Below are 12,625 nucleotides of genomic sequence, written 5' to 3'. Positions count from 1 at the left end.
GTAGTGTCAAATGCCGGGATGAAGTGACCAACCAGTAGCAAGGCCGTCGGGGGCGACCTACGCTGCGAGGATGAGCGAGCAGACCCCCGCATCAGGTCCCATCGTCGACGGTCCCGCCGACCCCGAGCACGACGCCACCGCGGCCTACGGCCTCGACCGGTCGTACGTCGCCGCGCTCACGCGCCGCATCGTCAGCACGACGGGGGAGACGCACGCCGTCTCGTCGCCGATCGGCGGCACCCCGCTCGCCCACGTCCCGCAGTCGGGACCGGCCGACGTCGCCGAGGCGTTCGCCCGCGCCCGCCACGCCCAGGCCGCGTGGGCCGCGACGTCCGTCGACGAGCGCGCCGCCACGCTCCTGCGCCTGCACGACATCCTCCTCGACCGCCAGGCCGAGCTCATCGACCTCGTCGTGTGGGAGTCGGGCAAGGCCCGCAAGGACGCCTACCTCGAGGTCGCGCACCTCGCGCTCACCGCGCGCTACTACGCCCGTACGGCCCACGAGCACCTCGACGCCCGACGCGTCGGCGGCATGTTCCCGGTGCTCACCCGCGCCGAGGTGCACCGCGCGCCGAAGGGCGTCGTCGGCATCATCTCGCCCTGGAACTACCCGCTCACGATGGCGCTGTGCGACGGCCTCCCGGCCCTCCTCGCCGGCAACGCCGTCGTCGCCAAGCCCGACGCCCAGACCATGCTGACCGCCCTGCTGGCAGCGACGCTGCTCGACGACGCCGGCTTCCCGCCCGAGCTCTGGCAGGTCGTCGCCGGTCCCGGCCCCGAGGTCGGCGGCGCGATCGTGGCCGAGGCCGACTACGTCTGCTTCACCGGCTCGACCGCGACCGGGCGCGTCATCGCGCGCCAGTGCGCCGAGCGCCTGATCGGCTGCTCGCTCGAGCTCGGCGGCAAGAACCCGATGCTGGTGCTGCGCGACGCCGACGTGCACCGCGCGGCCGAGGGCGCCGTACGCGGTGTCTTCTCCAACGCCGGCCAGCTCTGCGTCTCGATGGAGCGGCTCTTCGTCGCCGACCAGGTCTACGACCGCTTCGTCGACGCCTTCGTCTCCCGCACGCAGGCGATGACGCTGGGCGCGAGCCAGGACTGGAGCGTCGACATGGGTTCGCTCATCTCGCAGGCCCAGCTCGACACCGTGACCCGCCACGTCGAGGACGCCGTCGCCAAGGGCGCGCGGGTGCTCACCGGCGGCCGGGCGCGTCCCGACCTCGGCCCGTTCGTCTTCGAGCCGACGATCCTCGAGGGCGTCTCGGCCGACATGGAGTGCTTCGGCAAGGAGACCTTCGGCCCGGTCGTCGCGCTCCACCGCTTCCACAGCGAGGACGAGGCCGTCGAGCGCGCCAACGACGGGGCGTACGGCCTCAACGCGTCGGTCTACACCCGCGACGGCGCCCGCGGCCGGGCCGTCGCGCGCCGGATCAAGGCCGGCACGGTCAACGTCAACGAGGCCTACGGCGCCACCTTCGGCTCGCTCGGCGCGCCGATGGGCGGGATGCGCGAGTCGGGGATGGGCCGGCGCCAGGGCGCCGAGGGCATCCACCGCTACACCGAGGCGCAGTCCGTCGCGACGCAGCGGGTGGTGCCGATCGCACCGATGTTCGGCATGTCGGAGGAGACCAACGCCAAGGTCATGACCGCCGCGCTGCGCGTGCTCAACAAGCTGGGCAGGGCATGAGCACTGCCCAGAAAATCCAACACTACGACGTCCTGGTGATCGGGTCGGGCTTCGGCGGCTCCGTCACCGCGCTCCGGCTGACAGAGAAGGGCTACGACGTCGGCGTGCTCGAGGCCGGCGCGCGGTTCGAGGACGGCGACTTCCCGGCCACCTCGTTCGACGCCAAGCGGTTCCTCTTCGCGCCCTCGCTGGGGATGTACGGCATCCAGCGCATCGACATGGTGAAGGACTGCCTGATCCTCGCCGGCGCCGGCGTCGGCGGTGGGTCGCTGGTGTACGCGAACACGCTCTACGAGCCGCTCGACGCCTTCTATCGGGACCCCTCCTGGTCGCACATCACCGACTGGAAGAGCGAGCTTGCGCCCTACTACGACCAGGCCAAGCGGATGCTCGGCGTCGTCGAGAACCCGCGGCACACGCCGTCCGACGAGGTGATGAAGCAGGTCGCCGAGGACATGGGAGTCGGCCACACGTTCCACCCGACGCCGGTGGGCGTCTTCTTCGGCGGCCCCGACGCGCAGGGCGGCGAGGAGATCGCGGACCCGTTCTTCGGCGGCGCCGGACCGGCCCGCAACGCCTGCCTCAACTGCGGCGAGTGCATGACGGGGTGCCGCCACAACGCCAAGAACACCCTCGTCAAGAACTACCTCCACCTCGCCGAGCAGGCCGGAGCGGTCGTCCATCCGCTGACCACGGTGACGCGCGTATGCCCCCGCGACGGCGGCGGCTACGAGGTGACCACGCGCTGGACGAAGGCCAAGCTGTCGCGCCTGACCGGGAAGCAGTCGGCCGTCAAGGTGTTCACCGCCGACCAGGTCGTGTTCTCTGCCGCCGCGCTCGGCACGCAGAAGCTGCTCCACCAGCTGAAGGCCGAGGGCCACCTGCCCCGCATCAGCGACCGGCTCGGGGTGCTGACCCGCACCAACTCCGAGGCGATCTTGGGAGCGCTCGCGCCCGCCGGCTCCACCGACTTCACCGAGGGCGTGGCGATCACCTCGTCGTGGCACCCCGACGACGTCACCCACATCGAGCCGGTGCGCTACGGCAAGGGCTCCAACGCGATGGCGCTGATGCAGACCGTGCTCGCCGACGACACCCCAGGCACTTCGCGGTTGAAGACCTGGGCGCGGGAGCTGTGGAAGCAGCGCCGCACCGCCCTCGACCTCTACGACTTCAAGCACTGGTCGGAGCGCACCGTCATCGCGCTGGTGATGCAGACGCTCGACAACTCGATCACCACGAAGTGGGTCAAGAGCCGCTTCGGGTGGCGGATGACCAGCGAGCAGGGCCACGGCCTGCCCAACCCGACGTACATCCCGATCGCGTACGAGGCCACGCGCCGGATGGCCGACGCGCTCGGCGGCACCGCCGGCGGCAACGTCGGCGAGGTCTTCAACCGACCGCTGACCGCGCACTTCATCGGCGGCTGCACGATCGGCGACTCGGCCACCACCGGAGTCGTCGACCCGTGGCAGCGGCTGTTCGGCCACGAGGGGCTCCACGTCGTCGACGGCTCCGCGGTGTCGGCCAACCTCGGGGTCAACCCGTCGCTGACGATCACGGCGCAGGCCGAGCGGGCGATGGCGTTCTGGCCCAACAAGGGCGAGGCCGACCCCCGGCCCGAGCTCGGCGCGACGTACCGCCTGCTCGCACCGGTGGAGCCGAAGAACCCGGTCGTGCCCGAGGCAGCGCCGGGTGCGCTGCGGCTGCCGATCGTCGGAGTCAGCTGACCGGCTCGCCTCGCTCGTCGATTTACTTTCGTCCCGCCCGTAACCACCCCCGCGAGAGGTCGTTGGCCTGTGTGAGGGCTCCGGCAAGTCATGCTCCCTCCCAAGGGCCGGATCCCTCGCTCTCGGCACTGGACGTTCAGTGGCGGGGACACAAGTCTCAGGGCCCGGTCACCCTCCCTCCCCGATCGGGCCCTGGGACGATTTCGGGGCAGCGCCGTCGATAGACTCCGCGCGTGACGCAGCCTGCAGAGCACGACCTGGTCCTCGTCGTCGACTTCGGGGCGCAGTACGCCCAGCTCATCGCCCGCCGGGTCCGCGAGGCGAGGGTCTACTCCGAGATCGTGCCGCACACGATGCCGGTCGCCGACATGCTCGCGCGCCAGCCGAAGGCGATCATCCTGTCCGGCGGCCCGTCCAGCGTGTACGCCGACGGCGCACCCGGCATCGACGACGCCGTGTTCACGGCCGGGGTCCCCGTCTTCGGCATGTGCTACGGCTTCCAGCTGATGGCCAAGGGCCTCGGCGGCGAGGTCGCCCACACCGGCGCGCGCGAGTACGGACGTACGCCCGTCGTCGTCTCTGAGCCGGGCACCCTGCTCGACGGCATCCCCGCCGAGCACAAGGTGTGGATGTCGCACGGCGACTCGGTCGCCCGGGCGCCCGAGGGCTTCACCGTCCTGGCCTCCACCGCGGACACGCCCGTTGCGGCCTTCGAGGACGTGGCCCGCGGCCTGGCCGGCGTGCAGTGGCACCCCGAGGTGCTGCACTCCGAGCACGGCCAGAAGGTGCTCGAGCACTTCCTGCACCACATTGCCGGCGCCCGCCAGACCTGGACGATGCTCAACATCGCCGAGGAGCAGATCGAGCGCGTCCGCGAGCAGATCGGCGACAGCGGCCTGGCGATCTGCGGGCTGTCCGGTGGCGTCGACTCGGCTGTCGCCGCCGCGATCGTGCAGCGCGCGATCGGCGACCGGCTGCACTGCGTCTTCGTCGACCACGGCCTGCTCCGCGAGGGCGAGGCCGAGCAGGTCGAGCGCGACTTCGTCGCCGCGACCGGGGTCAACCTGCACGTGTACGACGCCCGCGAGACGTTCCTCGCCGCGCTCGCCGGGGTGACCGACCCCGAGGAGAAGCGCAAGGTCATCGGCCGCGAGTTCATCCGCGCGTTCGAGGCCGCCGAGGTGCAGGTCCTCGGCGAGGCCGCCGGCTCCGGCGAGAAGGTCGGCTTCCTGGTGCAGGGCACGCTCTACCCCGACGTCGTCGAGTCCGGCGGCGGTGCCGGCACCTCCAACATCAAGTCCCACCACAACGTCGGCGGCCTGCCCGACGACCTCGAGTTCGCGCTCGTCGAGCCGCTGCGCACGCTCTTCAAGGACGAGGTCCGCCTCGTCGGGGAACAGCTGGGTCTTCCCGCGGACATCGTGTGGCGCCAACCGTTCCCCGGACCGGGCCTCGGCATCCGCATCATCGGCGAGGTCACGGCCGACCGCCTCGACATCCTGCGCCGCGCCGACGCGATCGCCCGCCAGGAGCTGACCCGCGCCGGGCTGGACCGCGAGATCTGGCAGATGCCGGTCGTGCTGCTCGCCGACGTCCGCTCCGTCGGCGTGCAGGGCGACGGCCGCACGTACGGCCACCCGATCGTCATCCGGCCGGTCACCTCCGAGGACGCGATGACCGCCGACTGGGCACGCCTGCCCTACGAGGTGATGGAGCGGATCTCCACGCGCATCACCAACGAGGTCGCCGAGGTCAACCGGGTCACCGTCGACATCACCTCGAAGCCGCCGGGCACCATCGAGTGGGAGTGAGCCGCGCATTCTGACCTGCGGTTTCTGCGGCCGCCATCGGCGAGGTTGTTGAGCGTCTAGGTTACTCCGAATCCGGATAGAGGCGGGGGATCATCGATAGTGTCCGTCATTGTGACCGGGGACAGCACGATCGTTGATGACCGTTCGAACAGCACGAAGAGGGGCTTGCCCACGCTGCCAGAGCCCGGTCAAGTGGTCGAGGCTCGCGGTTCTACGTGGGCCGTCGCTAACGTGCAGCCTCAAGGCCTGCCACGCAGCCCGGCCGACGAGTCCTCGGCACAGCTCTCGCACGTCGTCGACCTCCAGTCGCTCGACGAGGACCGACTCGGTGAGCAGCTCTCCGTGGTCTGGGAGCTGGAGGTTGGGCACACCGTTTCTCCGCCTCAGGGCCTCCCGGACGTCATCTATGCCGAGGCGTTCGACGACCCGACGACACTTGCTGGCTTCGTGGACGCGATGCGCTGGGGAGCTGTTACATCGGCCGACCCGAACCGCTATCAAGCCCCGTTCTGGTCAGGCGTGAACGTCGAGGCGTACCAGCTCGAGCCCCTTCGTCGCGCCCTCGGTGCCCCTCGCACCAACCTCTTGCTCGCCGACGACGTGGGCCTCGGCAAGACCATTGAGGCTGGACTGGTGATCCAGGAGCTGTTCCTGAGGCATCGGGCCCGCACTGCAGTGGTCGTCTGTCCGCCGAGCCTCGCACTAAAGTGGCAGGACGAGATGCGGGAGAAGTTCGGTCTGGACTTCACGATCGTCAACAGCGAGCTGATGGCACAGGTTCGCCGGACCCACGGTCTTCACGCCAACCCGTTCCAGCTGTTCCCGCGTGTGATCGTGAGCATGGCGTGGTTGCCGCAGGTGCGCGCTCAGCGGCTGCTGCGCGACGTCTACGCGCAGGCCACCAACCCGAAGACCGGTAAGCGGTTCGCCTTCGACGTTCTGGTGGTTGACGAGGCGCACCATGTCGCTCCGTCCAGCCCTTCAGCCGCCGGGGCGGTACGTGGGTACGCCGTGGACACTCAGCGGACTGTGGCCGTGAGGCAACTGGCCGACAAGTGCGAGCACCGCCTGTTCCTGAGCGCGACCCCGCACAACGGCCACCCCGAGTCGTTCACCGCGCTGATGGAAATGATCGATCCTCGCCGGTTCTCCCGTGGAGCGCTCCTGGATTCCAAGGCGCTCAAGGACGTGACGGTCCGTCGCCTCAAGACCGACCTACCTGGCAAGGGCTTCAAGAAGCGCACCGTCAGCGCACTCGGCTTCACCCCATCGGACGCCGAGCAGGAGTCGTTCTCGTTACTGGATGACATCGTCATCAAGAGTGCGAAGCAGAACGGCACCAAGCCGACAGGCGACATCGTGACCATGCTCCTAAAGAAGCGTTTCCTGTCCAGTCCGTTCGCGTTCGGCATGACTCTGAGCCACTACCTGTCCTCCAAGGCTGGGCGTGGCTTGTCGGACGACGACTACGACGACGTCTTCGGTGAAGGCCAGGCCGACGAGGAAGAGGGCCTATGGGACCAGGATGAGGGAGAACGACTGCGCGAGTCCAAGGGCTCCGATCCCTTGGTCGCGGCCGAGCCCGGCCAGCTTGAATCACTCATGGAGTGGGGTCTGAGTTACGAGAGTCGCGCAGACTCCCGCCTCGACCGTCTGATGGACTTCCTCGATGCAGTATGTCGCCCGGACGGCAGGAACTGGTCCAACGAGCGCGTCGTGATCTTCACGGAGTACGCCCACACCGTCGACTGGCTGACCCGCGTAATACGCCAACGCGGCTACGTCGAAGAGCGCCTTGCTGTGATCCAGGGCTCGACCAAGCCCGAGGACCGCGAGTACATTCGCTCGCAGTTCACAGCCGACCCAGCCCTGGAGCCCGTCCGCGTCCTGCTCGCTACTGACGCTGCGGGCGAGGGCATCGACCTCCAGACCCACTGCCACCGGCTGGTGAACTTCGACATCCCCTTCAACCCGTCTCGATTGGAGCAACGGATCGGGCGCATCGATCGCTACGGTCAGACTGATGAGCCTCAGATCTTCCACTTCGTCCCGGCGGCCGGGGCATCGACCTACGCCGCCGATGTCGACTTCATGTCGCGCATTGCACGCAAGATCGCCCAGGTTGAGTACGACCTTGGCTCCGCCAACCAGGTTGTCGGCGAGGAGATCCAGACACACTTCGCCCGTCGCACCCCTGGGAGGGTGAAGTCAAAGGGCGTCGACACCAACGAGGTCATCAACGCCGCCCTGGCCGGCGGAATGGAATTGAACAGCCGGCTGACCCAGCTGGAGCAGGGGTACGACGCGTCGCGCACCGAGATGCACCTCGATCCGGCCAACTTGCGCCGCGTGGTCGACACCGCCCTGCGAATCAACCATCAGTCCCTGCTGGTGCCGAACCACGAGTTCGCCCAGGACACGGACGCCGAGGTGTTCGAGCTGCCGACCCTGACCTCGGGTTGGCACGACACCGTGCGAGGTCTCGACACTCGTCTCAACCCCGGCGTGCAGCGGCCAATCACGTTCGACGCCAGCGCAGCCGAGGGGCGTGACGACCTCGTTTACGTTCACCTTGGTCACCCGATTGTGCAGAAGGCACAGCGGCTGTTGCGCCGCTCTCTGTGGAGCGTGGACTCTCCGTTGAGCCGCGTGACCGCCGTCGTGGTCGACGACTTGGAGGAGTCCTTCGTAGCGGCCGTCACCCGCATGGTTCTCGTTGGGCGAGGGGGTATTCGACTCCATGAAGAGGTATTCCTCGCCGGTGTCCGTGTGAAGGGCCGCCGGGCCATGGCCGAGGAGAAGGCCGAGGAAGCCCTCGATAAGGCCCTCGATCGTGAGGGATTGGCCCTCGCCCAGCCGCAGGTCCGCGACCAGCTGTGCGACCTTTGGAACGTGCCTAACGCGCCACTTCGTGTGCGCCTGGAAGAGTCGATGCGGGCCCGTGCCGATCGCCGCCATGGCCTGGTTCTGGAACAGCTCGCCAAGCGGCAGGACGCCGATACGCAACGAGCCCACGAGATCTTCACGGCCTTCCGCACCAACCTCCGCGACTCTCTGGCAGCGCTCAATGCCGCCGAGGACGAAGCCCAAGGCCAGCTGTTCGCCGACCCGGACCAGCAGCGCCAATGGAGGCGCGACGTTGAGGCGATGACCCGCCGCCTCGAGGAGCTCGACGATGAGGAAGCACGCGAGATTGCCGCCATTACGGACCGCTACGCCGACGTAAAGCCACACGCCACCGCCGCAGCGGTCGTTTTCGCGCTAACCCGCGATGACGCCGAAGGGTGGGTCGAGTGATGGGCCGCTTAGACACCCGAGGACGGATCGGAACCAACGCTCCGAGCGTGACTGAATTGCATCGCGCCTGGCTCGAACTTGTCGACACCGAGGGCCCGTTCCTGGCGATTCCGCCTCTCAAGCGGGTCTGGCCGCAGGGCATGCCCGCTCTCAGCGACGGCCGGAAGTCCGCACTCGTCGACGCCCGAAAGGACTTCGAGGCGGCCTGGGAAAGGTTCGACCGCACCCCTGACAACGACGCCGTTCTCGACTCCTACCGAGTCGCCCGCGACAAGTGGGTCGAGACCGTCTTGAGGGATGTCGCCGGGTGGGACGAGTCATTGTCATGGGGCGAGGCGCCGGGCTTCCAAGCCCAGTCGCCCAACCGCGCTGTCACCGTCACCGCTCATGCGATTCTGAATGGTGTCGACGGGATTGGAGCGCTCGTGCATGTCGTCGACCCCACCGACTCCTTGCGCCAGACGCCTAACGACCTCTGGGCAGCAACGCCCGTCGACCGCACCGAGGCGCTTCTGCGCGAGAACAAGGTCCAGCTCGGAATCGTCACCGACGGACGCTGGTGGGGGCTGGTCTGCGTCCGCGAGGGCGCCATGGCGGCCTCGGGCACCGTCGATGCTCTTACCTGGATCGAGGAGCCCCGGACCCGGGACGCATTCCTTGCCTTGATCGGCCGTCAGCACGTCATCGGCGGTGACCCGGCAGAGCGTCTCCCCGTTCTCTTCGAGGAATCCGTCGCAGCAGCCGAGGAAATCACCGAAGCACTTGGGGCGCAGGTCCGCAGCGCAGTGGAGCTGCTCATCCAGTCGTTTTCTGAGTCTGCTGCCGACGCGCATCGACGCGGCATGCCGGACCCGCTGCCGGTCCGAACACACGACGCCTATGAAGCGGCCGTCACCGTGATGATGCGCGTGGTGTTCCTCCTGTTCGCCGAGGAACGTGGGCTCCTTCCCTCGGGCGAGCTTTTCGACCAGGGCTATGGAATCGCTCGAGAGTTCGACCGTCTGATCGCGCGCGAGACTGAGGAGAGCGAAGAGGCCCTCGACTCCACGTCCTTGACCTGGCATCGACTTCTGGCCACCAGCCAAGCGTTGTTCAGCGGGGCGTCTTTCGAGAGCCTGCGGATGCCGGCCTACGGCGGTTCCCTATTCGACCCCGAACGGTTTCATTTTCTGACCGCGGTGAACGAGCAGGGCACCCTCGCGGTCTCGGTCCCGGACCGCGTAATGCTGCACGTTCTTCGATCAGTGCAGATCGCCGACATCAAAGGCGAGGCCCGGCGCATCTCCTTCCGCGACATCGACGTCGAGCAGATCGGTTACATCTACGAAGGTCTGCTCGGCTACACCGCCAGCAAGGTGGACCTGGCTTACGTCGGACTCAGGGGCACTGCCGGCGTCGAGCCAGAGATCCCGCTTGCCAAGCTCGAGGAACTCGCCGAGGCCAATGCCAACCCCAGAGAGTTCGCCGTTGCGATCCGTGCTTGGGTCGAGGGGAATCAACCGTCTGCAAAGGCAGGGTCTGCTTCTGCCCTCGCCAAGGCGATCACTGCCGATGTCGATCCAAGCGCCGTGAGTGCCCTCACCCAAGCCGTGGGCGACGACCCGCTCCTAAGGGATCGGGTCCGCCCGTGGCTCAACCTAGTTCGACTCGACCTTCGCAAACGACCCTTCGTCGTCCTGCCTGGCGGACTGATGGTTAAGGAGACGCCATCCAGGAAAAACGCGGGTGCCCATTACACGCCGAAGTCACTGGCCGAAGACGTCGTTCTTCATGCGCTGCAGCCGCTCTGCTACTCGCCGGGGCCGCACCAGACCGCCGAAGAAGATCGATGGGTGCTCAGGTCATCGGATGAGTTGCTCGACCTCAAGGTCGCAGACATTGCCTGCGGCTCGGGTGCCTTCCTTGTTGCCTCAGCTCGTTACCTCGCCGACCGAGTGGTCGAAGCTTGGATCGCTGAAGACCCGGCCAACGTTGCCCGGAAGGATCTCCATACCCGGGCCGTCCGCCAGGTCGTCGCCAATTGCCTCTACGGCGCGGATATCAACGACATGGCCGTCGAAATGTGCAAGCTCTCGCTCTGGCTCGTCTCGCTCGACCGAGACATGCCATTTTCCTTCGTCGACGACAAAGTGTTGCTCGGAAACTCGCTGCTTGGCCTCACGAGCCTGGATCAAATCCGCAAGCTTCACATCAACCCATCTCGGTCGACGGAGATCGAGCACTACTATCAGTATGACGTCGATATTGACGGCATCGTTCGCAAAGCCGTCGACTTGCGGCGCGACCTAGCCTCCCCGGTCGATGATGCTGACCCGGCCCGATCGAGCGCCGCGAAGCGGCGCCAGTTGGCGCAACTCCGGACCACTACTGCGGACCTTCGACGGATCGCTGACGGCGTTATTGCGGCTGGGCTGCCGTTGGGGGGCAAGCCGGGTCGGGGCCTCGATGAGGCGTACGAAAGCCTCCGGATCGCGGTCAAAGCCGCGTACCCCGACCATGGAGCCCGTGACTCCTCACTACTCGCGTCTCTAACTGACGCGGGACTCACTCCCACTGTGCCGACCGATTATGAACGCTGGCAGCCGCTCCATTGGATGCTTGAAGCACCAGATGTGATGGTTGACCATGGCGGGTTCGACGCGGTGATCGGGAATCCCCCATTTCACGGAGGTTCGAAGATCTCGGGGGCCGTGGGACCGAATGTTAGAGAGTGGCTGTCGAGTCAGGTCGCCGGGGTTTCAGGCAATGCCGACATGGTCGCCTACTTCGTGCTTCGAGCGGCACACCTGATCCGGCCAAAGGTAGGCACGCTCGGACTGATCGCCACGAACACCCTTGCCCAAGGCGACACCAGAGAGGTGAGTCTCGATCGACTTACAGCCGAGGGGTTCGAGGTCACCCGAGCTATCCAAAGTCGCCCCTGGCCAGCATCCACTGTGACGCTGGAATTCGCGGCGATGTGGGGCACATGGGCACCGATCGATCAAGACATCCCTCGCTTCAGCGACGGCGCACCCGTTGGCCGCATCTCGTCGTTGCTCGAGCCCGAGGGCCGAGTGAAGGGAACGCCGCTCAGGCTGGCCGAAAATCGAGAGCTGTCCTTTTATGGCTGCAAGGTGGACGGTATGGGGTTCGTCCTCACGCCGGAGGATGCAGACGGATACCTTCGTGCAGATGAGAATAATCGCGACGTAATCCGGCCGTACCTCAACGGTGAGGACCTCAACTCGAGTCCCTCGTTCTCGCCTTCGCGCTGGATCATCGACTTCGATGACTGGAGTGAAGAACGGGCAGGATCCTACGCAGCGCCGTTCGCGAGAGTCGAGAAGCTGGTGCGACCCGTTCGAGCGACCAACAATCGAGTTGCTCGGCGCGATCGGTGGTGGCAGTACGGCGAGAACGCTCCCGGTCTCCGGCGGGCGTTGCAAGGTCTCCAAGAGGCACTCGTGATCACCCGAGTGAGCAAGACAGTCATGCCGGTGCGCGTAGCAACATCTCAGGTCTTTAGCGACTCTCTCGCGGTCTTTGCTACTGACGATTTTGTGGAGCAGGCGGTCCTGTCGTCGAGCATCCACCAGATGTGGGCGATCAAGTTCGGATCTGGGCTTCGCTCAGACCCGCGTTACACCCCGGCGGATGTGTTCGAGACCTTCCCGAGGCCAACCGCAACCGAACGCCTTAAGAGCGTCGGATCCCTACTCGATGGCGAACGTAGGGAGATCATGCTGCGACGCGATCTCGGCCTAACCAAGCTCTACAACCTAGTCAATTCGCCGCACATCGCCGACGCGCTTGACCCGGACGTAAGGAGAATTCGTGCGATCCACGCGGAACTCGATAATGCGGTGATGGATGCATATGGCTGGTCCGACGTCAGCCTCGACCACGGCTTTCACACCTACCGGCAGATGGAGCGTTGGACGCTCGATCCCGCCACGCGGATCGAGATTTTGGATCGCCTTCTGGAGGAAAACCACAAACGCGCTGCTGCCGAGAGCGCGCCGCGGGGTGGGCGGGCGGGCAACATCTCCGCTCCGTCGGACGACAGTCAGCTCGGCCTCTTCGCGCGAATCTCTGACCGGCCTTAGTACGACGGCGAC

Annotated in this window: 5 protein-coding genes; all 5 read left to right on the top strand. The window is 66.8% G+C overall.

From position 1 onward, the window contains the following. Window positions 1–70 precede the first annotated feature (70 nt). The 5 genes from EUA94_RS07400 (at window position 71) to EUA94_RS07380 (ending at window position 12,613) form a co-directional block, all read left to right on the top strand. Complete coding sequence (locus EUA94_RS07400) at window positions 71–1,687, top strand: succinic semialdehyde dehydrogenase (protein ID WP_129426229.1); 1,617 nt, start codon at window positions 71–73, stop codon at window positions 1,685–1,687. After that, window positions 1,684–3,417 carry a GMC oxidoreductase gene (locus tag EUA94_RS07395; protein WP_129426227.1) on the top strand — a complete coding sequence of 578 codons (1,734 nt, stop codon included), beginning with the start codon at window positions 1,684–1,686 and terminating at the stop codon, window positions 3,415–3,417. Before EUA94_RS07400 ends, EUA94_RS07395 begins: the two co-directional genes overlap by 4 nt. Window positions 3,418–3,650: 233 nt before the next feature. Next, window positions 3,651–5,228 carry a glutamine-hydrolyzing GMP synthase gene (gene guaA, locus EUA94_RS07390; protein WP_129426225.1) on the top strand — a complete coding sequence of 526 codons (1,578 nt, stop codon included), beginning with the start codon at window positions 3,651–3,653 and terminating at the stop codon, window positions 5,226–5,228. 111 nt (window positions 5,229–5,339) lie between these two features. Further along, a complete protein-coding gene (drmD, locus tag EUA94_RS07385) occupies window positions 5,340–8,525 on the top strand; it encodes a DISARM system SNF2-like helicase DrmD (protein WP_207210452.1) in 3,186 nt (1,061 codons plus the stop codon). A gap of 47 nt (window positions 8,526–8,572) precedes the next feature. Beyond that, window positions 8,573–12,613 carry a DNA methyltransferase gene (locus EUA94_RS07380; RefSeq protein ID WP_207210451.1) on the top strand — a complete coding sequence of 1,347 codons (4,041 nt, stop codon included), beginning with the start codon at window positions 8,573–8,575 and terminating at the stop codon, window positions 12,611–12,613. Window positions 12,614–12,625: the final 12 nt, after the last annotated feature.

Origin of the sequence: Nocardioides zhouii, from assembly GCF_004137345.1 — a bacterium.
Classification (GTDB): domain Bacteria; phylum Actinomycetota; class Actinomycetes; order Propionibacteriales; family Nocardioidaceae; genus Nocardioides; species Nocardioides zhouii.
The sequence above is the reverse complement of the archived record's forward strand: the minus strand, read 5'-3'. Positions and strand labels throughout refer to the sequence as shown.